The organism is Acinetobacter sp. NyZ410, from assembly GCF_022828975.1.
Taxonomy (GTDB): domain Bacteria; phylum Pseudomonadota; class Gammaproteobacteria; order Pseudomonadales; family Moraxellaceae; genus Acinetobacter; species Acinetobacter guillouiae.
On the sequence record NZ_CP094620.1, the window covers coordinates 2,910,836 to 2,933,154 of the forward strand.

27 protein-coding genes are annotated in these 22,319 nt (G+C 35.4%); 9 read left to right on the top strand and 18 right to left on the bottom strand.

The features are described from left to right. Nucleotides 1–19 precede the first annotated feature (19 nt). The 6 genes from MTO68_RS13735 to MTO68_RS13760 all read left to right on the top strand — a co-directional run bounded on the left by MTO68_RS13735 (nt 20) and on the right by MTO68_RS13760 (nt 5,259). Nucleotides 20–412, top strand: a complete 393-nt coding sequence (locus MTO68_RS13735) for a helix-turn-helix domain-containing protein (protein ID WP_244012910.1) — start codon at nt 20–22, stop codon at nt 410–412. A gap of 209 nt (nt 413–621) precedes the next feature. Next, entirely contained in the window at nt 622–1,620 is a 999-nt protein-coding gene (locus MTO68_RS13740) for an AraC family transcriptional regulator (RefSeq protein ID WP_244012911.1), read from the top strand. A gap of 113 nt (nt 1,621–1,733) precedes the next feature. Further along, on the top strand, nt 1,734–2,357 hold the full coding sequence (locus MTO68_RS13745) for a sterol desaturase family protein (RefSeq protein WP_244012913.1): 624 nt from the start codon (nt 1,734–1,736) through the stop codon (nt 2,355–2,357). A gap of 33 nt (nt 2,358–2,390) precedes the next feature. Further along, the gene (locus MTO68_RS13750) at nt 2,391–3,425 is read left to right on the top strand and encodes a DUF6670 family protein (protein ID WP_244012915.1); all 1,035 of its coding nucleotides are present in this window, start codon (nt 2,391–2,393) and stop codon (nt 3,423–3,425) included. A gap of 200 nt (nt 3,426–3,625) precedes the next feature. Then, complete coding sequence (locus MTO68_RS13755; RefSeq protein ID WP_244012917.1) at nt 3,626–4,309, top strand: DUF1566 domain-containing protein; 684 nt, start codon at nt 3,626–3,628, stop codon at nt 4,307–4,309. 644 nt (nt 4,310–4,953) lie between these two features. Further along, nucleotides 4,954–5,259, top strand: a complete 306-nt coding sequence (locus MTO68_RS13760) for a hypothetical protein (protein ID WP_244012918.1) — start codon at nt 4,954–4,956, stop codon at nt 5,257–5,259. An 87-nt stretch (nt 5,260–5,346) separates the two neighbouring features. On the opposite strand, the gene MTO68_RS13765 is transcribed toward MTO68_RS13760, so the two are convergent. Beyond that, nucleotides 5,347–5,925 (bottom strand): YceI family protein, encoded by a 579-nt coding sequence (locus MTO68_RS13765; protein WP_004719471.1) that lies wholly within the window; start codon nt 5,923–5,925, stop codon nt 5,347–5,349. 309 nt (nt 5,926–6,234) lie between these two features. Between MTO68_RS13765 and MTO68_RS13770 the strand changes: the two genes are divergently transcribed. Next, nucleotides 6,235–6,645, top strand: coding sequence for an OsmC family protein (locus MTO68_RS13770; protein ID WP_096734389.1), 411 nt, complete (start codon nt 6,235–6,237; stop codon nt 6,643–6,645). Nucleotides 6,646–6,852: 207 nt separating this feature from the next. Here MTO68_RS13770 and MTO68_RS13775 read toward each other — a convergent pair whose 3' ends face one another. Beyond that, nucleotides 6,853–7,068 carry a hypothetical protein gene (locus MTO68_RS13775; RefSeq protein ID WP_004719469.1) on the bottom strand — a complete coding sequence of 72 codons (216 nt, stop codon included), beginning with the start codon at nt 7,066–7,068 and terminating at the stop codon, nt 6,853–6,855. A gap of 478 nt (nt 7,069–7,546) precedes the next feature. On the opposite strand from MTO68_RS13775, the gene MTO68_RS13780 reads away from it, so the two are divergent. Beyond that, the gene (locus MTO68_RS13780) at nt 7,547–8,038 is read left to right on the top strand and encodes a hypothetical protein (protein ID WP_244012920.1); all 492 of its coding nucleotides are present in this window, start codon (nt 7,547–7,549) and stop codon (nt 8,036–8,038) included. A 247-nt stretch (nt 8,039–8,285) separates the two neighbouring features. Here the strand turns inward: MTO68_RS13780 and MTO68_RS13785 are convergent, their stop codons facing one another. From MTO68_RS13785 to MTO68_RS13795, 3 genes are all read right to left on the bottom strand, one after another. Beyond that, nucleotides 8,286–8,744, bottom strand: a complete 459-nt coding sequence (locus MTO68_RS13785) for a transcriptional regulator (protein ID WP_105713709.1) — start codon at nt 8,742–8,744, stop codon at nt 8,286–8,288. Nucleotides 8,745–8,747: 3 nt separating this feature from the next. Beyond that, on the bottom strand, nt 8,748–8,969 hold the full coding sequence (locus tag MTO68_RS13790) for a hypothetical protein (protein ID WP_244012922.1): 222 nt from the start codon (nt 8,967–8,969) through the stop codon (nt 8,748–8,750). A gap of 726 nt (nt 8,970–9,695) precedes the next feature. Next, nucleotides 9,696–11,165 (bottom strand): toll/interleukin-1 receptor domain-containing protein, encoded by a 1,470-nt coding sequence (locus MTO68_RS13795; protein WP_244012924.1) that lies wholly within the window; start codon nt 11,163–11,165, stop codon nt 9,696–9,698. Between the two features lie 302 nt (nt 11,166–11,467). On the opposite strand from MTO68_RS13795, the gene MTO68_RS13800 reads away from it, so the two are divergent. Continuing rightward, nucleotides 11,468–12,148: a hypothetical protein gene (locus MTO68_RS13800; protein WP_244012926.1), complete on the top strand. Its 681-nt coding sequence runs from the start codon at nt 11,468–11,470 to the stop codon at nt 12,146–12,148. A 144-nt stretch (nt 12,149–12,292) separates the two neighbouring features. On the opposite strand, the gene MTO68_RS13810 is transcribed toward MTO68_RS13800, so the two are convergent. The 13 genes from MTO68_RS13810 to MTO68_RS13870 form a co-directional block, all read right to left on the bottom strand. Beyond that, entirely contained in the window at nt 12,293–12,661 is a 369-nt protein-coding gene (locus MTO68_RS13810) for a hypothetical protein (RefSeq protein ID WP_244012929.1), read from the bottom strand. Beyond that, nucleotides 12,662–13,171: a glycoside hydrolase family protein gene (locus MTO68_RS13815; RefSeq protein WP_244012931.1), complete on the bottom strand. Its 510-nt coding sequence runs from the start codon at nt 13,169–13,171 to the stop codon at nt 12,662–12,664. After that, nucleotides 13,155–13,418, bottom strand: a complete 264-nt coding sequence (locus MTO68_RS13820) for a holin (protein WP_244012933.1) — start codon at nt 13,416–13,418, stop codon at nt 13,155–13,157. The genes MTO68_RS13815 and MTO68_RS13820 overlap by 17 nt, the downstream gene beginning before the upstream one ends. Nucleotides 13,419–13,434: 16 nt before the next feature. After that, the gene (locus MTO68_RS13825) at nt 13,435–14,373 is read right to left on the bottom strand and encodes a hypothetical protein (protein WP_244012934.1); all 939 of its coding nucleotides are present in this window, start codon (nt 14,371–14,373) and stop codon (nt 13,435–13,437) included. A 34-nt stretch (nt 14,374–14,407) separates the two neighbouring features. Then, the gene (locus MTO68_RS13830; protein ID WP_244012936.1) at nt 14,408–16,588 is read right to left on the bottom strand and encodes a hypothetical protein; all 2,181 of its coding nucleotides are present in this window, start codon (nt 16,586–16,588) and stop codon (nt 14,408–14,410) included. A gap of 1 nt (nt 16,589) precedes the next feature. Further along, complete coding sequence (locus MTO68_RS13835; RefSeq protein ID WP_244012938.1) at nt 16,590–17,249, bottom strand: glycoside hydrolase family 104 protein; 660 nt, start codon at nt 17,247–17,249, stop codon at nt 16,590–16,592. A 139-nt stretch (nt 17,250–17,388) separates the two neighbouring features. After that, a complete protein-coding gene (locus MTO68_RS13840; RefSeq protein ID WP_244012939.1) occupies nt 17,389–17,691 on the bottom strand; it encodes a hypothetical protein in 303 nt (100 codons plus the stop codon). A gap of 39 nt (nt 17,692–17,730) precedes the next feature. Continuing rightward, nucleotides 17,731–19,137 (bottom strand): hypothetical protein, encoded by a 1,407-nt coding sequence (locus MTO68_RS13845; RefSeq protein WP_244012941.1) that lies wholly within the window; start codon nt 19,135–19,137, stop codon nt 17,731–17,733. A gap of 12 nt (nt 19,138–19,149) precedes the next feature. Further along, a complete protein-coding gene (locus MTO68_RS13850; RefSeq protein WP_244012943.1) occupies nt 19,150–20,106 on the bottom strand; it encodes a hypothetical protein in 957 nt (318 codons plus the stop codon). Beyond that, a complete protein-coding gene (locus tag MTO68_RS13855; RefSeq protein ID WP_004823287.1) occupies nt 20,094–20,579 on the bottom strand; it encodes a hypothetical protein in 486 nt (161 codons plus the stop codon). The genes MTO68_RS13850 and MTO68_RS13855 overlap by 13 nt, the downstream gene beginning before the upstream one ends. A 14-nt stretch (nt 20,580–20,593) precedes the next feature. Further along, on the bottom strand, nt 20,594–21,487 hold the full coding sequence (locus tag MTO68_RS13860) for a hypothetical protein (protein WP_244012945.1): 894 nt from the start codon (nt 21,485–21,487) through the stop codon (nt 20,594–20,596). Continuing rightward, complete coding sequence (locus MTO68_RS13865; RefSeq protein WP_244012946.1) at nt 21,484–22,116, bottom strand: hypothetical protein; 633 nt, start codon at nt 22,114–22,116, stop codon at nt 21,484–21,486. Before MTO68_RS13865 ends, MTO68_RS13860 begins: the two co-directional genes overlap by 4 nt. Further along, the gene (locus MTO68_RS13870; protein ID WP_004823290.1) at nt 22,113–22,313 is read right to left on the bottom strand and encodes a hypothetical protein; all 201 of its coding nucleotides are present in this window, start codon (nt 22,311–22,313) and stop codon (nt 22,113–22,115) included. The genes MTO68_RS13865 and MTO68_RS13870 overlap by 4 nt, the downstream gene beginning before the upstream one ends. Between the last annotated feature and the right edge of the window lie 6 nt (nt 22,314–22,319).

Genomic DNA, 22,319 nt, shown 5'->3' on the forward strand with positions numbered 1-22,319 from the left:
AGTTGACTTGAGGTCAAGTATGAAATTTCTTGATATTGGTGAAGTTTCAGCAAAAAGTGGAATTAAACCTTCAGCACTACGCTATTACGAAGAAATCGGTCTGATTTTCTCAATTTCTCGGCATGGATTACGTAGACAATTCTCTTCTGAAGTTCTGTTACGACTCACTTTGATTTCAATGGGAAAATCAGCAGGCTTTTCACTTAAAGAAATCGCAGCAATGTTCGATAGTCGTGGTGCACTTGATCTTTCCACAAATGTTATTCACCAAAAAGCCGATGAGATTGATCTTCAAATTCATAAATTGATCGCACTCCGTGACATACTTCGTCACGTAGGTGACTGCCCTGCACCATCGCATTTGCAATGCCCTAGTTTTAAGCGACTAGTTGAAAAGGCTGCTCATAAATAAAAGACTTTTTAAAAAGGTTGTTAGGCGTATTTGCTGAATAGCTAAATTAGATTGTAGAACAATAATTAAAATTAGCACGCAATGACATTGAACAGTCAAATGGCTTTCTCTAAGATGATAAAACAAGCTTAAATTTTGATGACTTTTATACGCTTGTAGCCTGATCTACGACTATAAATTGTATCTGTTGAAATCGGTATTTTTGATTTATGGATCAAAGCAAATCTAGTGATTCTGGTGTTTTCCTCTGGTTAACATATCACACTCTAAATAAAATGAATTTGGACGCAAATCGGATATTTTCACAAATAAGATTATCTGAACAACCACCTGACAAAACCATTCGGCGAGATAATTCGACCCAACAACGCTTTTGGGAAATAGCTGAAGAAATCAGTGCTGATCAGGATATCGGACTTCATGTAGGTGAACATTTTCCGATTTTTAGAGGCGAAATATTAGAATACATTTTTATGAGTAGTCCTACATTTGGGGACGGCTTACAAAGAGCGTTACGTTATCAGAAAATTTTTACCGATGCTTTTGTGGCTCATTTACACATTGAAAATCAAAATGCAATGATCACGAATCTTCAGCACCCAGTTCGTCATTATCTAGAATGTGCCATATGCGTTATGCTTAATTTTTTAAACTATATCAGTAACAATCATTTTTATCCCAAAGAAATATGGTTGCCTTACCAAGAAGGCGCGAGTTTAGATGAATATCAACGTATCTGGAAATGCCCGACTCGTTTAGGTATGCAATACGGCTGTATAATTTTTGATGCGGAAATATTGAGTTTAGCTTCAGCATCGGCTGAACCAATGCTATTAAAAATACATGAGCAGGTAGCTAAACAGCAGGTAAAAGTTGTCGATAAATATTATTTGATTAATGATATAGAAAACTTACTCAGCTCTGGTTTATTAGAATCAGGGCAATTAGATCTAAAATTAATTGCCCAACATTTAGGGCTACAGCCCCGAAAACTTCGTGCAGATCTTAAAGAAATTAACACGACTTTTGAAAAAGTTTTGGCAACTTATCGTGAAAAAATGGCAAAAAAGCTGTTGATGAATCCCAATATAAGCATAGATCAAGTTGTATATTTACTTGGTTTTTCTGAGCCTTCCGCCTTTTCACGTGCCTTTAAACGTTGGACAAATGAAACGCCATCCCATTATCGCCAGCGCAAGCAAAAATAAGTTTTCACTATAACTTGATTCTAATGACATTTAACGAGTTAGCTTTTCGGTCAAAAGAAATGAGCTGTTTTTTTCTACACTGATGGTTATTTCTTAATTGAAAAGGATCAGAGATGTTAGGTTTTCCAATTGGCCTTTTAGTTGCGAATGGATTTGAATGGTATGCACATAAGGTATGGTTGCATGAGTTTCCAAGTAAACACCGTAATAGCCCTTTCTTCACACATATAGCACATCATAAACGTGCCAGAACAGATCTGTTTCATGATGAAGGATATCGTGGATCTATGTTTAAAAATGCAGAAATTTATAATGAAAAAACCGCATTGTTAGGTTTAGCCGCGGTTTCAACTGTATTTTTACCCATTGCACCATTTTTTACTGCCGGCTTATATTATGGGATTTGGAATTATTGGCGTGTACATGCAAAATCTCACCTAGACCCAGAATACGCGCGTAAACGGATTCCTTGGCACTATGATCATCATATGGCAAGTAATCAAAATGCCAATTGGTGTGTTACACGTCCGTGGTTTGATTATATTATGGGAACACGTGTTTTTACTGAGCTTTCGATTAAAGAAAGCAATCCCCTAGGAATAAAACTACCTCAAAATCTTGAAATAATCCTAAACAAGACATCACAGAAAATATTTGCAAAATCATATCTTAAAATTACCTCTAAGAGTGCATTGGATATAAAAAGTACTCGTCAGGGCATCTCAATAGAACTGTAAATTTTAACAAATAAAGTATTAAGGATCATTTTGATGAAACGATTATTCCCCAAACACATTGCTGCGCCAAAGTTTTTACATCATTTTATCGATCGTTCAGAGACAATCAACGGAAGACCTTTTGATGTGAATACGCCAACGCATACACCAAAAGGAAAGTATTCTTGCGTTCATTATGGGGTTATGATTCCGAATCTTGAAGCACCATTTAATTTTTTGAATCTATTAATTGTGGTTGGCCAACCTCGTGTAAAAATTTTTCGGAATCAACATTTGATCCAAACTACTGCGCTTGATACTGCAAACGTATTAATCGGTACCGCAGTAGGTACAAAAGAACATTTTAATGGCTATAGTGTAGAAAATGACTGTGTATTAGAAAGCAATGGTTCATCTTTAAGTTTTGGTCATGACGTGTTACTTGAAGGTACATATCCAAATTTTCATGCGCAGCGTGAAGGTCATGATTTCAATTTTGATTTAAAGATTCATGCGACTGATAAAATTGCCCAATTTGTACAAATGTCATTGGGTTTATATGATCACTGGGCATTATTATGTAAATATGAAGGATTTCTTGAATATCAAGGTAAGAAAACCACAGTTCAAGGACTTTGTACTTATGAATATGCTCGTGCAGTAGATGTAAATTTATATATCAATTATTTTACCTATCATATTTTAAATATCGATGAGAAAACTCAAGTCCTACTTGTAGAAATCCTTGGTCCATTAAATCTGGTATTGCAACGTCGAGTATATATTCGTTCTACAGATGATCATGGCAGTATTCATTCAAATGGATTTAATTTTAATGTCCATGCATTTGAAGCTCAGCGCGTTATAACCCCGAATGGTTTATCAATGCGTTTAGTTCGTACTTTCTCATGGAGCGTGAATGATGATAATGGAAACCCGTTAATCCATATTGATGGTCGAACAAATGCTGATTTTCAATATGGTATGGCGGGAGGCTATGCAGGGAGCTATAAATATAAAGGTACATTCAAGGATCGTGCAGTTGAAGGTACTGGTTATATTGAATATTTAGATATCCGTACTGATTAGATCGATTCAACTTTTAACTAGGTGATAAAAAGCCTAGTTAAAACAGATATATCAGCTGCTTTACCATCGCTCGATATTCATCAATGTAGTTATGAAATATATCAAGGCAACGATAATACGGTATTCGGTCTTTTCTACATTTACTTTGGAGGAAAGTAAAAGTAAATTAAAGAGAACTATTCCTTAAGCACTAAGACAAAATGAATATTTTTAACCAATTTAAATTTTGTATTGAGCAGCGTAAAAGCTTAATTCCAGCATCCTTGCTATTAATATTGTCAACAAGCACCATGAGTGTTTACGCAGAAACGGATGAGCAATTAAGCAAATCTGGGCAATGGCGTGACCCTGCAACAGGTCTAATCTGGATGCGTTGTTCAATTGGGCAATCATGGACAGGCTCAACTTGTAAGGGTGATCCTTTGGAATTTAAAAACTGGGAAGATGCACAAGATTATCTTAATCAAATGAATAAAAATGGTGGATTTGAAGGTAAAAATAACTGGCGTGTTCCCCAAATAAAAGAATTAATAACAATTCGTAAATGTAGTACTGGCTGGAGAAAAATAGGACAAATACAATTACCAGAACAAGAGAGGAGACAATATGGACAAGATCATGAACTTGAAATGAAAAAATTACCTTATGGGCAAAAAGCTCCAGCTAACTGTGCTGATGATTCAACTAGCCCTACATTAGATACTCATATTTTTCCTAATACCCCATCTAATGGTAAATATTGGTCAAGTTCATTATCCCCATGGAAACCTATAGGCTACAAATATAAGGCATGGAATGTCGACTTTAAGACTGGTTTTTTTGCACCGACCATTAACTACACAGACGACCGTAGTTTTTCTAGAGCAGTTCGAAATAGTCGTTAGTTTCCCAGCAGGAAATTGTCTAGCATTTTATATAAGCAGTATCATGCTAATGTTAGAAAAAATTTAAAAATATAAAAGAATTGCAACGACTGAAAAATAGCTGATTTTGCCTCTAGAGCAAATCATAGTGAGTAATGATTATTTAAATATCTTAAATTGAATAAGGAATAGACGATAAAAAAGGCCTATAAAGCAAGTAAAATCAACCTTATAAGCCTTTGATCTATTTGAATATTACTTCGCTACAGAAGCTTCTGTTGTAATATTTACAGTGATTTTATCACCTACGTTCAGAAATCAAACTATATTCCTGATCTTTTTTCAGATCATAAAATATTTAGCCAATTTTTTAAATAATAATACTAACACCCAATTAAAAATCTATAGTGATATTAAACATAATAATACTATTAACAATCAATTGGATTTATTAGTTAAGCTAGATTGGGCTCCAAACTTAAATGTTCAAATAAGAAACCGTAAAAATCTACACATTAATGATAATTAAATTTAATTTTTTCAAAAAATTTAGTTAACAACTAAAGCCCTCTCTAGTGAGAAGACCACACTTCATCTAATTTTTCTTTATTGAATTCAATCTTATGCAGTATTATTTAACCACTTACAAATACTGGCTTAATTAAATGATTAAAAAATTCAAATTTAAAACTATACTTTACATGTTTGGAGTAACAGTACTTAGTGGTTGTGCTGCGAACTCAGGTATTGTACCTATGGGAAGCAATACTTATATGGTATCGCGTCAGGCTGCATCAGGATTCACCGGCATGGGAACATTAAAAGCAGAAGCAATGAAAGAAGCTTACTCTGAATGTAAAAAAACGGGCAAAGCAGTTAAGGTATTAGAAACAATTGATGCTAAGTCTCCGTATATTTTAGGTAATTTCCCTAAGACAGAAATTAGATTTAAATGTGTATTGGAAGAATAAAATATCACCATTTAAAAATAATTGACGATAAAAAAGGCCTATAAAGCATGTTAAACTAACTTTACAGGCCTTTAATCTATTTAAATATTACTTCGCTACAGAAGCTTCTGTTGTAATATTTACAGTGATTTTATCACCTACATTTGGCACATATGCTCCAACACCAAATGCTGAACGATTAAATGATGTCGTTGCATTGAAACCAATTGACTGTGCTTTAGTCATTGGATGCTCACCTTGTTTGTTTAAAACAGCATCTAAAACAACAGGTTTAGTCACATCTTTCACGGTTAAGTTACCTGTGATTTTGTATTTGTTTTTACCTAAAGCTTGAACTTTAGTACTTTTAAAAGTGATGTTTGGATATTTTGCAGCATCAAAGAAATCTGCATTTTTTAAATGCTCATCTAATGCTGCAACATTGGTATTTAAACTAGACAATGGAATAGTTACATTGACAGATGAGTCTGCTGGTTTTGCATTATCAACAGAGATCGTACCTTGGATGTCACTGAAGTTTGCTGAAGGTGTTGAAAAACCGAAATGATTCCAAGTAAATACTGTTGCAGTATGTGTTGGATCAATTTTGTAATCTACAGGTTTTGCCATGCTAAAAGTTGCTACTGATGCTACGGCTAAACCCAATGTTAATGCTTTGAAGTTCATCTTTATATTCTCGCTATCGAATGGATATTAGTTTATACACTTCCCGTATAAATTCATTGTTATTGATAATACGATATGTTGCATATATGCAACGATTCTATAATGAGCGTTTTTAAAACTTAATCAAGTCCTTAAAAATCAATATAAAATGTTGTTTTATAAAATTTTAATTTATTAAACTCAATTAAACCATGTATATATCAGAAACTAAATTCAAAACTAAAATTTAAAGTTCAATAAATTACACTAGACCATTTTACGGAAATTTTATATTTATAGTACTGGTCTTTTTTATCTGATGAATGTTTTATGGCAAATATTGCTCAAGCACAAAGTACACAAACAGCTTATCGTGTAACACTCACCAATCCACAAGGACATACATGGTATGCCGATGAACCTAGCGATAAAGGTGGTCAAGATACTGCACCGAATCCAATTCAAATTTTATTATCAGCACTAGGCGCTTGTACTGTGGTCACCCTAGAAATGTATGCAAATCATAAAGGGCTTAAAATTGAACATGTTCAATTAGATTTAGCTTTAAATCCTGAGGGCGATCCTGAAGCAGGTCAAAATAATATTTCAAGGAAAATTATTCTTAAAGGTGATTTTACCGAGGAGCAACATAAACGACTGCTAAAAGTTGCAGAAAGCTGCCCTGTTCATAAATTATTGACTTCAAATATCCAAATTCAGACAGAGTTGGGTATTGAATAAGAATTCCCTCATTTTTTAACAAGAGGATCAGGTATTCTTATTAATAAATACCCCGTTCAATGCCCTCTATCCATTTTCTGACCCAGTTAGCATTTCCTTGATCATAGATTGTATTATTATAATTTTTTTCAGCTGTTAATTTAGATGAAGATTAATTCTTAAAATTACAAACGATAAAAATCAAAGCCCCTTTCGGGGCTTTTAAACTTATAACTTCTCAACCAAGACACGATCGACTTGCTTTAAACCAGATTGTTTTTCATGGTTTTTACGGCGGATCTTAATCAACTTGTCTTCTTGAAAATCTTGTAACAGCAACTCAACGGCAACCATAGATTCAAGTGGCAAATCTTGCCCAATCCATTTTTGCTCACCTGCGTCCATCAAGGTAATTTCATCACTAATTTGTTCATAAAGGCTCATATTTTCCTCACTTCTGGGATATGTATCACTATGTTTCATGAATACCCAATGAATGGCACAACTATATACCTATTGCAAAAAACTGCCACTAAAATTTACTTAATTTACAAACAAATTTCATAAAATAAAAATGTGTTAATTTGGGAGTTTTTATACTTTATAATTCAGAAACTTATATTTAAATATAGCACTTAATATCCCCCCATGAATCCAACCATAATTCTAAAGAATTAAAAAAACATGGATCTGCATAGTTGATAGACTTTTTTTTGTTCATTAACCAACTTGCAGTTTGTCGATCCAAATGCGAGCTTTTATAAACAGCTTCTACACCTTGTTCTTGATTTCGTTTTAAGTGAGCTAGGGACAATTTGGCATGTTATTTCCCATAAAAACACTTACTTAAATTCTATAATTATTAATGACTTTAAATAAAAATGGAGTAATATTTAACCATAATACTTAAAGGATTATAATCATGAATAAAATTAAAATTGTGTCAATAATCTCTATCTTTATTAGTTTAATCTTCTTGCTCACCACATCCGCACGTAGCAACCCTTATTATTCACTAAACCTTCTTGGACAACCTTGGACTTGTTCACTAAACAATGGGCAACTCGTACCTATCTATTTAAATCCAAATCTACCTGATGTCGGCATGGCAAAAAATTATCCACCACAAATTGTTCTAAACCCAAATGTAATGAATAATTTTTCTCCATTAATGCAAGTGTTTTGGCTCGCACATGAATGCGTCCATGCAACCAACTTTCAACCACCTGGTATGAATCCTGAAATTGATGCTGACTGTAAAGCAATAAAACAACTTAAAAACCTTAATTTAAATCCAAGTCAGTTAAATCAAATTGCATATGAAACATTACCATTAACAGGTTCTCATTCAGGACATTTAGCTGGTCCATATCGAGCACAATTAATAGCTCAATGTTATTTTAATCCATATTAAATTTATAAAATAATACCCCCCACCAACATCTAGAGTTGAGTGGGGTTTTGTACCCCAATATATTCGGCTAAAATAAAACTGATTGCCAAGACTTACACTATTTTTAAATCTATAAACACTTTAGTACCTTATTATTGAAAATATTTTTATACGATAAAAAAAGCAAAAAGCCCACTAAAAAGTCAACTTAATATCTAGTGGATTACCATAACCTTGTCCACTCTAAAAGAATATGCCTATGCCTTGATCAAGATGAAAAAGCTTTTACTTGGGCAACATCATATTGATCTTTAGCAAGCTTGCCTTGTTTAAAAAGCCAAGTTGCTACTTCTGGCCATGACCACAAAGGAGATTTAGTAGATACGCCATATATTGGTGTAGGAAACAAACCATCACCTCGTTTATTTAATGCATATAGTGATAGAGCTTGGCGACTTAATCCTGCACGCTCAGCCATTTCAGATAATGAGGCAACCCCATTCTCTTCCAAAACTAATTGGTTAAACCCTGCTGATTGAATGTTTTCAAATGCAGAATTAATCGCCTCAGCAGCACTGCTCGCTTCGCGATCAAATTCCAAATAAACAGTACTATTTGAACTACAGATCAAAGCATCATCACAACCAGCTTCAAATAATTTATCTTCTAAATTTTCTATATTTGGACGTGCATCACGAATCACAATTGTAAAGTGATAAGTATTCATTGTTCACTCTCCATTGCATTGGTTAACATTACGAATAATTTGCTTTGCATGATTCTCTGGATTTCTAGGCGTACTCCATACACTCATTTGATGCTCCGTATGCCCTACTATACAACGTAGTCTACAAAATGCATGTGATGATTTACCCGACTCCACGACATCCCACCCATTTTCAATTGCATATTCGATTGCTTCACGAATATGCTTATTAGGATGCTTATCCATAGTTACACCTATTTTAAATAAATTATATGACCACATGTTGACACATGTCAACAAAACTAAAATGAATGACACACTGTTTCTAATTTTTGATTAATATCATTTATAAAAACATTCAATTTTTTTAATTCATCACTCAATTGAAGGGTTAGTTTATCAAGCTCAAACTAACTTATCACGCTTTCCCTATGATCACTCTCACTAGGAAACTCTATATCTTTTACTATTCGTGATGATCATCATAATTTAGTTTCAGCACACCACGTAAAAAAACCAGTAGGGAAATAAACACCGCCTAACCGTTATCAATGATGGTGTTTTTAGTCAATTCCCGCTTCTTTCAACTAAATAATGCTGATCTATTTTAGATAGCTTAAGGTTATCCTTCATATTTCTCAGGAAAAATTAATTTTAAATACATGGTTTCTATTTTTTATTTTAAAAAAGTGAATGCAGAGCAATAAAAAACGCCCCTCTCGGGGCGATTTCACACCATATAAATCAACAACTTAGAATAGATGGTTGCATTTTTGTTGCACTAAATATTTTAAGATATTAAATTTAAACTTTAAAGGATTTAAAAAGTAATCATATTTTAACAATAATTGCGCATCGTTGCACTGCCTGAATCACTTTTCAACATAAATAATGAGCATGGTATGTGATAATATATTAATCACATTCTATGTACTGTACTAATAGTTGATAACAACTAAAGAATAGTAAAATTTATAGCTTATGTAATTTTTCCAAATTGGTTAATGTTTTCATGTCAAATTTAACAAATGAGCCATGCCATGTTGGAATGAATGGATTTGAGCCATACAAATCCCCTTGATTTTTTAATGCATCTTCGATGAATTGTAAATTTGTGACATTTAATACTTTCTTAATATCATCAAAATAAGTTGATCTTTCTGATTTAACAAAAACCTTTAAAGCTTGGGTTCTATGTCTTGAAATATAAAAAGACACATGAGGCCACCATCTTTTTAAGTAAAACTCATTGTCTTGCATACCGTTTGCCAATGTTTTTATATATAAAAATGCATCCGCCTCACAAATTTCTTCAAAGGTGATAATTGAATTATCTGAAAAATCTTTTACAAGTTCACCTAAAGGCGAATAAAATCTTGGTCTTATGTTTTTTTCTATAAAATCATAATTTTGTGGATTAAAAATACTGAAGTTTTTATATTTTTTTTGTAATATATATCTATCATGAAAATCTTCTGGCAACATATAGAGTTCTTCAAGAATTTCTTTAAGTTCATCAAATTCTTCATTTTTTATTAAAATCGTGACTAATGAAAGAAATATTTGATAATTAATAAAGCTAAATAACTCTAAATCTGCTGTTAATCGACCTGGTTGATTTGGTGGTAATATTAGTAAATTTAATAGATTCTCTAAAAAACTACGAAAATGTTTAAAAATTTTAGAATCACTTGAATGTGTACAAACGGTGTTAACAATCATTTTAAACTCTTGCAAGTGAGGTTTAAAATGCTCAAGTTTTTGAATGAATGTCGCTTCAATATTTTTATCTTCCACTGAAACAGAGAATTTTGGTAGCTCAGAATGAAGCTTATCAAGGTACTGTCTTACCAAGCTACTTGCATTATTTTTACCTTTTTCTAAGGCATCAATAGCCATTTTGTATTGAGTATTTGTGAATAGAGCTACTTGATCATCTTCAGCCACAATAAAACTTGGAGCACTACCAAGAATTTTAGGTTTTTCATACTTATATTTATCGTAAGCCCAACGTACTAATTTTTCATATTCCTCTGCATATCGCTCATCATTTGATAAGTCTACATGAAGTCTTCCCGCATAAAACGTTGGTTTCGGAGCATCAGGTTCTGCTATGACAGCAACAATTTTATTTTTATCTCTTTTACTATATAGTTCCTGCGATAAAATTGTAGATTCTGTTCCAACTCCCCCATGGCGTTGATTTGCACGATCTGTGTATTTTCCATCAATAATCATTATTATCTTAGTAATTGTAGGATCGTTAACCATACTTTCCATAAAAATAATCGGATCATCACCTTCTCGTAACGCCCATTTATCTAGTGCTATATCTACTCCATCCGCCATTAAACTTTCAGCTAATTCTAATACCCATTCTTCATGTTCAGGGCTTGACCAACTATAAGAAATAAAAATTTTAGGGACTTTTATTTGCTGCATATTATTTTCTCAAAGGTGAATAATCTTTCTTAAATCGAATACATTCGTTTTAGGTCAATCTAAAAATTAATTAAAAACCAAAACATTCGTTCAAGCAATTAAAAAAAATCAATCTTTGGGCTACTTTAGTACTAACTTATGAAAAATTTAATAAGAAACTAGCGATTGGGCAGTGCCTTCTTAAAGATCGTAAATGGAGCATGAGTCGAGGGAAATTGACTCAGAATTATTTTGGTTGTGATGGGTTATTGACAGTTAATAATTGACATATAATTATATCAAATATTTTTAAACACTTAATTATGACTTTAAAAGACTCTGTTCAGACAGCTATTTTGGTAGTAGGTATGTTTTCACTTTTTGTATTTGGGGCATCTTACTATTTTGTACTTATTGATCCTGATTCGAGCAACTATCCCTTAAAAGAAGCATTATCAATAACAGCTAGTTTTTTTGGTGGGTTTGCAACTCTTACTGCAGCTTTCATTGCATCTAAACTATTTAATGACTGGAAAGATCAACACAACAAGCAAATAATTAATAATTTTGGACTTCAGGTATATGAAAATTTTACAGAATTTGAAAAAAAATTATCAATTCATCAACAGTATTTACAGCAACTTGATGAAATAATAGAAAATTATGACTATCCTGTAAACAAAATAACACTGCAAACTGATAATAATATGCAGTATCTTAATAATATAATAAATTCAATAGGTGAAATTAAGATTGTATTTAATAGCCTTTATAGTCAGTTTCAAGCATATTCAATTGCTTCAGGTAATTTAAGTATAAAGTATTTAACCTATAATGATTACTTATTACAATTTAATGAAATCTACTTACTGAATGATGATATTTATTATTTAGACGAAAACCTTAAAGATTGGTATGAAATGCAATCAGAGGCAATAGGCCTAGCAAATACTCTTAGAAATAATGAAATTGAACCAATAATTAAAAATCTTAAAGTCGAATAAAAAAATTATAGCAATCCCTTATTCTTCGCATCATTCAAAGCACTACACTCATTGTATTTAGCAACTGTATCAATGATCCAAAGTGTGATTTCCTTGCCCTGCCCTGACTCAAGTTTTAAGAGCTTGGGGCAAGGTAACATTAGATTAGCTGGAATCGTCGGGGATAAGTGAGTTGATGATACGCAAGCCGTCAGCATCAATACAAACATTGTGATACACAGGACGCTCAATGATCTTTTGCACTTCACGTGTAACTGTTTCGACTTTGACACGTTGTTCTGATTTAAGTTGCTCATAATCTGCGCTCACTTTGTTTATTTTGTTTTGTTTTTCGATCAATACCTTTTGTTGATCATCTTTAATTTTTTGAATCTTTACATTACAAACAGATTTGGCAGTTTTAAGCTTTGTGGCCAAATGATTGATGTAAGCAATTTGCACCAGGTATAAAAAAATAAAGACCGCAATTGCGATCCATTTTTTATACTTCCATAGAATTATGGCTATTGGCATTTACTGTACCCCCATGCACTTGTTATAGCGATCTTGTTGCCTAGTCCAGACGCCATAGCATCCATTTGAACGAATTGAGCAATCACGCTTTGCAACGTATTTGTATTTCAGTAAAGATGCACATGCCTGTTTGTATTGCCCAACTTTCAAATTACGAAGCATTGATGAGTTACTAAAAGCCCTCATGCCGTATTGATAAGAAAAATCTAGGTATAAGTCATATTCTGTTTGAGATAATTTCACACCTTTCAGAAGATTTTTATATGTGACTTCAAGTTTTGAAACATCATTTTTGAGCCATTTGTCTGCTGTATCACGAGAAATAGGTGGATCAGACATTTTTACTGGTACACCATTAGGTTTTACGGTAGATCCATGCCCTTGCGTTGGAACATCCCCTTTTACTGGGATTACAGGGTAAGCTGTATAGCCTTCTTCCTTTTTTACGGACACAAAAAAAGCAGCCGAAGCTGCCAGTAATATCACTGAAATTTTAGTCTTCTTTAACATCAATCTTCCCCTTGATTTGAAGTGATGCGATATAGGCCTTGTGCTCTAATTCATCACGTTTATCTTTCTTGCGTGCAAAGTAGAAGTTCATTAAGAAACCACCAATTGCAACAATAATACTTACCCAAACAACTATATCTACCGAGCCAAGCCAAGCAGATAGAACGCCTGAAACTGATCCCCCATAACCAACAGCTTTACTTGCTACAAGTGCTGTAGCTGATGTATCTAACGCTTGTTCAGACATGTAACCCCCGAATTTATTATGTAGTTCGTTTCCAAATGGCAAAAACCATACTTGGTTGTACGTTGTTATGCGCTTTATCTTCACCAGACATCGAATTAGCCTCATCCCAATTAGGAATAAAACCTTCATCAGGTCTTTTTTGCGGACCATATTGCCAGTACATAGACTGAAGCTTTACCGCCTTGGCAGTGATTTTTGGCAATTCTTCTTTTGTTAATATGTGGTCATATTCACCAAAGGTACTGCCAACAGTCTTTGTCCAGTTTGGATCACCTGCGACATCTGATAAGCCAACAATTGCACGGCCTTTAGATATTGCCAGCCATGACCCATATCCAAGTATCGTTTTTGGATCAACATTAGTAAGTGAGATATAAATGCCGTCAATTGGGATTTTGACTTTTTCAAGGTCTAAACCAAATTGTTCTGCTAACCCATCAAGCTTTTCTTGAAACGCTTCAGCTAAAGCAGTCTTTGCGGCATCAACAGCAGCTTTTATCGCTGCGTCTCGATCTGTTTCAACTTCTGATTTAACTTGTTCTTGTAGATCGGCGGTTGTGTCAAGTAGGTCATTGATCTGGTCTGTATGCTCATCACGCGCTGACTCTAAATCGGTCACACGTTGCTCAATATTGCTTGCACTGCCTGAGTTGCCGTCAATCAAGGCTTGTGCAATTGATTCAGCATCAGCAATGCCGTCACCTTCCTCAATCAAATTGCCCTGAGCATCTAAGACTTGAAAAAAGTAATCCCCTGATATGTAGATCGATGCGCTACCTGTATCATCAAGAATTACAGGCCATGTATTTAAACTTTCCATACCCTTATCAGAGTATGTATTTTTTTCATTTGTTGTGCTTCCTGACTCATATGCAAAAACCTGACCACCAATTAAAGGCTGTCCGTTTTTGTCAAAAGCTCGATATCGCACTGGTGTTAATGGGTATGCTGTCATTTTGAACCTGCATTAAAAAACCGCCTTTCGGCGGTTATTGGTTTGGTAGGTTAGATCCTGATATTAAGCCTGCACGAGTCAACCGATCAATCAAGTCTTGATTTGCTTGCGCTGGAATTGCCTCTCCTGCAAGTGAGGGCTTCATTGCTCCTGAAACTGCAATGCTATCAGGAACATCTTTAACTGCACTCAAAGCAATACGTGCACCAGGAAGCTTTAATAAACTCATAAAATGATTTGCTAAAGTCGCAGATGTATTTGAATTGTTGACAAAAGAATGGGGTGGTTGTGTAATAAAATAATCAGCAGCCTTGCTAATATCTTTAATTTGACCAAGTTCCTTAGGTGTAAACATCGTCAACATTCGACGGTCAGTAAAATTGTCGAGAGCTCTTTTCATGCCTGCCGGGCTAAATTGCCCATTACTATTTATCGATTTACGACTAATGAATTCAACGACTTGTTGCTTGATATCATTTACAGCCTGTGGATTGACATTCTTTAATAAATCAATCGTTTTACTTAATTCATTTACATTTCCACCCAGAATACGTTTATTAAACAATTTATCAGGTTCCACCCCCTTTATCGCATCTTGAAGCAATGGCATTGATTCAATTTGTTGAGCATTAAAGCCATGCGCTTGACGTCCAAGCTGATATAGTTGAGCAGCAGGGTTGTTTTGATTTGAAAGATTTTGAAGTGTTGTGTTTTGGCGATTATTCAATGCATCGCGTACTAACCCGATAGCATAAGTTTCACTTGAAGCTGTGCCATCAAGTTTTAAACTTGAACTATGTTCCTTATTAAGACGTTTAATAATCTCTTCAGATTTACCCAATGTAAATTGATCAGGATCTCTTTCGATATCTTTGAGAATTGCCCTAACACTTGAAGGTAGGCTCATTGAAGCGTAATTGTCTTTTAAAATCTTATTTGATTCTCTGACAAACTCAGCGCCTCCGAGTTTAACCTCATTTCCTTGCGCTTGACGTGCTGAATTATAAGCTGTTCGGATATAATCCTTGTTTTGACTAAGTTGACCTTGAATAGATTTTAGAGCGTCATCCATGGGGCCATAACTATTTACTGATGTTCCTTTAGTATTATCAGCAACCTCATTCAGCAAACGGGTAAGCTGAACATTATCATCAATAAATTTATCTCGAAGAGGATCTCCCGCACCATTGATTTTTGCTAGCTCTGCTTGCTGTTGCCATTGTTTTGCATCACCTGAAATTTGAGCTTTTGTTCCATTCAATCCCAATCGGTCAATTACGGCTTTTCTTGCTACAGCTGTCGGATTTAAATCATTACCTGAACGCAATGCTTTTAACGCGTCTTGGCGCAATCCATTCGCAATATCTGAAGATAATTCACCTAAAGATAAACCGTTTTGTCGCAGAGCATCATCAAGTTTTTGATTGATTTGGGATAGCAATTGGTTCGTTTGCGTTGTTGAAAAGCGAGAACTTACATTTTTAGTTGTCTGAATCACCTTCCCCAAACCTTGCCCGATTTTCTCCCCAATAGCTCCACCAGCTGCGCCACCAACTGCACCAAAGCCTGTATGAGCTAATCGAGAATCTGAATCCCCAGCAAAACTTGCCCCACCAATTCCTGCGCCAACTAATGCATTTTGACCTGCAACTTTAGCACCTGCCGTTGATAGAATCTTAGCGCCTTGATACCCTCGCCCTAATGCAGCCAAGGGTGCGGTGCCTGCAACTTGCCCCCCAAGACGAGCCAAATCAAAACCTTGTTCATTGGCCTCACGACGTATATTATGCCAATCCTCAATATCTTTACGTTCTTGAGTAAATCGGTCATAAGATTGAGCATCTAAATTTGTGCCAGCAATTTTATTTAGACCATTACTGATGGTATCAGCAGCATAGTTAATACCTTGCTTAACCCCTGCACCTAGATCAGAAACACCAAGTAATGCAGACTCCCACGCTTGCGTTTTCCCTGCCTTTTTACCTTCTGTAAGCAACGCTTCCCTTTTGTTCTGTTCAACATCAACAGCCTTACGTTCTGGCAACTTAAGACCAATACCCTCAGCAATTTGCCTATTTGTTAGGCCCTGATGGTTTCCTTTTTCAATACCTGCACGAAACGCTGGCGTATCAAGCATCTTTAAAAAAATATCTTGATCTTTAGTTCCCAAAGTTCTTTCTTTAGCAATAAATGCTTTAAGTGATTCACTTGACATATTAACCAATCCCGACTGTTTTCAAGTCTATAAATTCAGGTTGGAATGAATTGCTTTGCTTAGGATTGCCAATTCCTACTGTAGACAAATCAATCATTTTGGGCTGAAAGGTTTGCTCTTGATGACCAATTCCAACACTTTTTAAATCTATAAAATCAGGTTTAAATTTTTGTTGTTGTGCTGTTTGGTTTTCAAAATTACCAACTTGACCACCTAATTGCTTATTCACAAAATCCCAACCGCGCTTTGGTTGTGCATAATTAGAACTCGGCAGAGATGCCCAAGTTCCACCTGATTTACGTACAGCCGTCTTATAGTCACCTTTCAATACATACGGAAGTGCGCCATTTTCCGCTAGTAGCGCAATCGCTCCAATGTCTTGTGATCGAGGTGAGAAATCTTTCAAACCTAGCTGACTCACTAAGCCATCCCAAGTAGGTTTAATAAATTGGTATCGCCCTGCTGCCGTGGTGTAATTAGTCTTACCATTAGTTTGTGTGAACTGTTTTTTTAAATTTGGGTGCACAGAAAGATTGTCAATTTTTTGATTCCCAAATAAAGTGTTATACCCCCACTTAACACCCTCTGTTTGAGCGATCAAATCAAGCATTTTCCGAACATTGGAATTGTTGAGCAGATTTTCGTATTGTTGTCGATTCATACTTTTCTCCGACCATTAAAAAACCGACCTTTAGTAGGTCGGTTTAAAATGAATAGTAAATCACATGTATATATGAAACAATTAATCTAACAATGCTTTTATTTCACATTTTATCTGAGTTACGAAATCCATTTTTAGATTAGTGCCTTGATTGATTGATTTCAGATATTTGATTTTTTAGTTCATAAACTTCAATTTCCAAAGCTTCTTTATCTTGCTTGAGATTTTGAACTTCTTCATATAGATCTCTAACATTATCAGCTAATGCATTGTGATTTTTGTCAAATTCATTAGCTAAAAATATAAGAGAATCTTTTCCAATTGAGTAAACAAATAAATAGGCAAAAAGAAAAGAAATAAACCAAAAGTTACTTTCCACAATCCAATAGATGATAGCCCACACAACTAAGAATATGACAATTTTTAGAATTTTATGTTTCATAGTTTCCCCTCATATTATGAAGAAAATATAGCACACAAATTAATCAAAAAGACTGAATAACATTTGTGATTGTTTATTCTCTGACGTAGTTGGGCTAAAGAAACTACCATTGCGCAAACTTTCGGCTTTAGCTTGGTTAGACTTAACTCTTGTATCAGCCATTTGCAAAGCTCGAGTGTAAATTGCTTCGCGTTGTGATCTAGGCATATTTGCCGAACCTTGAAGCTGAAGCAGAATAGCCCTTTCACCCTCAGTTGGCGCACCTCCAAAAGTAGCTTTAAGCATTTCCAGCGCATTACCCGTTACAATATTGTCGAGCATTGCTGTTGCTGTTGCTTCTTCACTTCCTCCGCCTACCAATCCTCTTGCTGAAGCACGCTGTTTAGCTCCTAAACCATCGTAAGCTTTTGCGCTATATTTCAAAGCGTCCTGTAAATTCGCAATTGCATTAGTGCCTGCGGTGATTGCATCAGCAGTCGAAAATAACTCTTTTTGAGCCGTAGTAGACATGGCTCCATTACCTTTAGCAATTGCTTTTATGGGCTGACCATTTTGATCAGGAACTCTAAATCCTTTACCACCAGGATAAATTGCATATAAATAACCATCACTACCTGTTTCAGTGCCTATAGGCTTATTTACTGCTAGCCATTTTTGCAACTGCTGTTCTTTTGTGAACTGTGTTGCTTGTTGAACACGGTTTTTATCAGCAGTTTCTGCCCCAACTTTTGTTGAGTATATCGATGCGCCAACTGTTGCAGCATTATTTTCTCGACTAGTTTGATTATCTTCACGATTATTAGCTGTTTGATAGAGAATGCTTGCTGGATCCTTGGCATTTCCAAAGCTAATCCCTGAAGCATAAGATTTAATATCTTCAGGAGACATTAAATCAACGATTTGCTTTTGCTGATTAAAGGTATCAGGATCAATAACACCGCTTTTAAGTGCACCATTCAAACCCAATAAAACATTGTTTTTGCTCCCAGTTAAAGCAGCAGCTTGAAAGATTTGATTTATAGCCCCTAGCTTCTTTTCACTATTCTCAAGGCCCTTACCCAAACCTTCTTGTTTCAGTTTTCCAGTTTCAGCATATTTTTTATTTAAATCTGCATCAAGTGTTAAAGCATCATTCTGAGATTTCAATTTCGCTGCATTTTGTTGCTGAATCATCCCTGACAACGTATTAACCATTTCAGGTTGATATCTCTGATTGGGATTTGTTTGTACTGACTGTAAAGACTTATTTAAATCAACTTGACCATCTGCACCAGTATTTTGAGCGATCAATCGAGCTAAAATGCCCTTTTGCTGCTGTTGTTGAATCTGATTACTGAACTGTTGGCCATTGTTAAAAGAGTTTGCTATGTCTTCAAATGAAAGGCCTTGATATTTTGGGCCAATTTCAGGATTGAAATAAACAGGGATTGGATTTTGAGTCGCCATAATATTTACACCTTACGAAGTTTTACCACCACCACCATAGCGTCCAACTAAAGCACCAATACCTGCCGAACCATTTTTAATAACATCATTCAGCATTTGGTTGTTAATATTACTTTGTTGAATTGTGCTATTAGCATTGACACCAGCAGCGTTATAAATTCCTGTTGCTTTTGCATTTGCAGAATTTACAAGCGCATCAGCATTAAAGCCCGCAGATGAAGTTAATCCAGCTGCATTAGCATTTGCAGATCCAAGTAATCCTTGAGAAATTAATTGAGAAAGTGAGGTTTGATTGCCAGCAATATTAGAAGCATTGTTATACGTCATATTGCTCATATTGTTTGCTGCACTTTGACCTATTCCTGTGGTCGTTGCTAAACGATTAAATGCGTTAGCCTGATCATTACCAAAGCGGTTGTAAGCGTTTTGATACTCTTGACTTGCAAGATCACTGTTGTAACCATTTAATGCTTTGAGAGTTGCACCACTAAGCAATCCACCACTTGCGGCTGCACTAGATTGAATTCCATCCATACCTTGTTGTTTGCGAAATGCATAACCGGGATCAGCATTAAAATCAGCCATGTTAAATCCACGTGTCAAACTGCCATCAGCTAAACCTTTTGAAAGTAAACCACTCGCCTGTGAACCTAAATTTGCATAAGGTTGTTGATATCCTAATGCAGAATTTAAACCATTGGTTAAGGTCGCATTAGCTTTGTCATATCCTTCAGTGAGGTTGCTATTTGAATCAAGATAGCCTTGACTTAATAACCCTGAACCTTTTAAAGATGCATCAGACTGTAATTTTCCAGCATTTGTATAAGCCTCACTTTGAAGACCTGCAGCTTGATTCGCTGCTTGAGCTCGTTGTGCTGCGGCTTGTTTTGCAGCCTTTTTTGCTTTACTACTTCCATAAAGACTACTCCCGATTGATACTGCTGCGGTACCTGCTGCTACCCATGACATGTGATTTTCTCCTGATTCAAACTTAGAATAAATGCTTCAACTTCACTCTCAGGAACAATCACATCGGATTCAATCAATGCAAGATCCTGTGTATCTGATGGGTTTGGATGTACTGTGGTCCATACCGTATCCTCATGAACAATCAAAGCTCGTTTCGCTCCAGGTTCACTGATAAAGGTTAATGGCGCCTCGTATTCATGAAGCCCTTCAGAAGTTGCAACTGTTACTTTGCCCTTTGAGATAATGTTCACATGAGCATGACGGTGTACTTTTCCAATCACTACTGAGCCTGCTGGTAAAAAACATTCACGCGCATAATTACCAGGTGCAAAATGGTGTTCAACAGGTATGTCTAATTGCTCAAGTTCAAACAAACTTTTCTGTAAATCAAACGCTTTCTTATAATAATCGAGTGGTTCATTTTCTTTTGAGTTCACTTCATTTTGATGAATTAAAGCATTGAGTAGATCCATGATTGACTCCTTCTTTATATTCCCAATTTACCTAAGCATTGAGCTGTGATGTGATAGACACCTTCAGTAGAGTTATCAGGTATAACAAAAGTTTGTGTTGCATTTGAAGCAGTCTGTTGATCACTTACTTTCGTGTTTGATCTGAGCCAAATTCGCGTAGGAGATGGAGAGAGATACATAAAAAAACTCAAAATTACTGACGTTGAATCGTTTTGAGTTAAAACATTATAAGTTTTATCAGTAAGTGTATATGCCAGACCATTGCCGTACGGTATTTTTATAAAACCGCGTACCCATAAATTACCGTTGATTTTTGCAAACTCTAAATATGCTGGTGCTCCATTAATTTGCCCATTACCGTAACCTGTTGATGTGTTGAAAGTGCCAATAGTATCAGCCCTAACCCAAACAGTATTTAAAGCCTTAATCTGCGCTTGTAACTTTTGAAATGCAGTAATCACATTATCAGCTGGTAATATCTCTGCATTTGTGCCTGCAACCAAACCCTCAAGAAACGTTGCTAAAACTCGTTGGTTTTTAAAATATAGGTTTTGACTGCCTTCAGGTACTTCATCTGTATTGGCTCCTGCATTTGCCTGACTAATTACCCATTTATTGTCTGAACTATCCCAAATAGCGACCATTCGATCGAAACCAGAACCTGAGTCGATATGAGCATAATCACCATCTAAGGCAGTTGGCAATGCCGCAGTCAAAGCTGCATAACTATTAAAGACCCCTTTGAAATGTTGGATATATTCAGAACGATCTAATTTGTCTGTAATGCCTAGAATATTTTGAGCACCCAATAATGTTGAAGATCCAGTACCGCCATACTCGATGGGAACAACATCATTAGGCTCAAATTCTCCCAAACCATCTGGCCTATGTTTTAAGGGAATTGTCATACTGTCACCATTTGAATATTTTGCTGAGAGCCATCTGATAAGAAAAATGGAAGTTGAAAATCACTTGTTAATGGGATGCTTTGTCTTGTTCCATCAGTCAAAAAAAATGGCAATGATAATTTCACTGCCACGACTTCAGCCCACTCTAAATCTTTTCGCCCATAGGTCTTTCCATCTACTGGCGCCTCAATAAATGCGGATCTAGCCAAGTTGTTGATTTGATCTTGAAGATCCGTAAACTTACCTTTTGATTCCTTTTGAATATCATCAAAAGTCTTTTTTAAATTATCTATAGCGAGTTGTAATTGCTGTAATTCATGTTCGGTCTGTTCTACTCGCTTATTGACTGCTGTAATATCTTGAGTAGTTGCAAAATTACCAGCTGAATTAGTAATCAACTTATGCAATTCATCAATTTGCTTTTGTTGCGCTTGATTACTTGATTCTGATTGTTGAGCAAGTTCAAGTGCTTGATCTGCAATCTTCTTAATCTGTGCAATTGATTCCGTATTATTCTCATTGGAGTTTGAATAAACAGAATACAATTGCTCAAAAAAAATAAGCCAGATTGTAGTCATCTGGCCGTTTCTATCAACGAGTAAATCCCTTGAGGGAATGCCTTGGCTCATTCCAAAATCCCCTCAATAATGACGATCTTGATTGGCTCTGAACATCTGAGCCGAAAGACTCGATCACGACCAGAGCCAAGCCGACGAGCAATCACACGTTTACGATACTCACCTTTTTTACCTAATGGGATCAAGCGAGTATCAGACCATGTATGACCGTTATCGTCTGACCAATTCAGTTGTAAAAGTGGTTCCATGTAACG

Excerpts from the sequence above, each read along its gene's own strand:
- MTO68_RS13815 (WP_244012931.1), bottom strand. The coding sequence starts at position 13,171 with ATGTTAAAGAAGACTAAAATTTCAGTGATATTACTGGCAGCTTCGGCT.
- MTO68_RS13775 (WP_004719469.1), bottom strand. The coding sequence starts at position 7,068 with ATGAGCCTTTATGAACAAATTAGTGATGAAATTACCTTGATGGACGCA.
- MTO68_RS13795 (WP_244012924.1), bottom strand. The coding sequence starts at position 11,165 with ATGCAGCAAATAAAAGTCCCTAAAATTTTTATTTCTTATAGTTGGTCA.
- MTO68_RS13865 (WP_244012946.1), bottom strand. The coding sequence starts at position 22,116 with ATGAGCCAAGGCATTCCCTCAAGGGATTTACTCGTTGATAGAAACGGC.
- MTO68_RS13745 (WP_244012913.1), top strand. The coding sequence starts at position 1,734 with ATGTTAGGTTTTCCAATTGGCCTTTTAGTTGCGAATGGATTTGAATGG.
- MTO68_RS13790 (WP_244012922.1), bottom strand. The coding sequence starts at position 8,969 with ATGGATAAGCATCCTAATAAGCATATTCGTGAAGCAATCGAATATGCA.
- MTO68_RS13770 (WP_096734389.1), top strand. The coding sequence starts at position 6,235 with ATGGCAAATATTGCTCAAGCACAAAGTACACAAACAGCTTATCGTGTA.
- MTO68_RS13860 (WP_244012945.1), bottom strand. The coding sequence starts at position 21,487 with ATGACAATTCCCTTAAAACATAGGCCAGATGGTTTGGGAGAATTTGAG.
- MTO68_RS13740 (WP_244012911.1), top strand. The coding sequence starts at position 622 with ATGGATCAAAGCAAATCTAGTGATTCTGGTGTTTTCCTCTGGTTAACA.
- MTO68_RS13765 (WP_004719471.1), bottom strand. The coding sequence starts at position 5,925 with ATGAACTTCAAAGCATTAACATTGGGTTTAGCCGTAGCATCAGTAGCA.
- MTO68_RS13780 (WP_244012920.1), top strand. The coding sequence starts at position 7,547 with ATGAATAAAATTAAAATTGTGTCAATAATCTCTATCTTTATTAGTTTA.
- MTO68_RS13830 (WP_244012936.1), bottom strand. The coding sequence starts at position 16,588 with ATGTCAAGTGAATCACTTAAAGCATTTATTGCTAAAGAAAGAACTTTG.
- MTO68_RS13755 (WP_244012917.1), top strand. The coding sequence starts at position 3,626 with ATGAATATTTTTAACCAATTTAAATTTTGTATTGAGCAGCGTAAAAGC.
- MTO68_RS13840 (WP_244012939.1), bottom strand. The coding sequence starts at position 17,691 with ATGAAACATAAAATTCTAAAAATTGTCATATTCTTAGTTGTGTGGGCT.
- MTO68_RS13855 (WP_004823287.1), bottom strand. The coding sequence starts at position 20,579 with ATGGATCTACTCAATGCTTTAATTCATCAAAATGAAGTGAACTCAAAA.
- MTO68_RS13810 (WP_244012929.1), bottom strand. The coding sequence starts at position 12,661 with ATGCCAATAGCCATAATTCTATGGAAGTATAAAAAATGGATCGCAATT.
- MTO68_RS13835 (WP_244012938.1), bottom strand. The coding sequence starts at position 17,249 with ATGAATCGACAACAATACGAAAATCTGCTCAACAATTCCAATGTTCGG.
- MTO68_RS13820 (WP_244012933.1), bottom strand. The coding sequence starts at position 13,418 with ATGTCTGAACAAGCGTTAGATACATCAGCTACAGCACTTGTAGCAAGT.
- MTO68_RS13750 (WP_244012915.1), top strand. The coding sequence starts at position 2,391 with ATGAAACGATTATTCCCCAAACACATTGCTGCGCCAAAGTTTTTACAT.
- MTO68_RS13870 (WP_004823290.1), bottom strand. The coding sequence starts at position 22,313 with ATGGAACCACTTTTACAACTGAATTGGTCAGACGATAACGGTCATACA.
- MTO68_RS13735 (WP_244012910.1), top strand. The coding sequence starts at position 20 with ATGAAATTTCTTGATATTGGTGAAGTTTCAGCAAAAAGTGGAATTAAA.
- MTO68_RS13785 (WP_105713709.1), bottom strand. The coding sequence starts at position 8,744 with ATGAATACTTATCACTTTACAATTGTGATTCGTGATGCACGTCCAAAT.
- MTO68_RS13760 (WP_244012918.1), top strand. The coding sequence starts at position 4,954 with ATGATTAAAAAATTCAAATTTAAAACTATACTTTACATGTTTGGAGTA.
- MTO68_RS13850 (WP_244012943.1), bottom strand. The coding sequence starts at position 20,106 with ATGTCATGGGTAGCAGCAGGTACCGCAGCAGTATCAATCGGGAGTAGT.
- MTO68_RS13825 (WP_244012934.1), bottom strand. The coding sequence starts at position 14,373 with ATGACAGCATACCCATTAACACCAGTGCGATATCGAGCTTTTGACAAA.
- MTO68_RS13800 (WP_244012926.1), top strand. The coding sequence starts at position 11,468 with ATGACTTTAAAAGACTCTGTTCAGACAGCTATTTTGGTAGTAGGTATG.
- MTO68_RS13845 (WP_244012941.1), bottom strand. The coding sequence starts at position 19,137 with ATGGCGACTCAAAATCCAATCCCTGTTTATTTCAATCCTGAAATTGGC.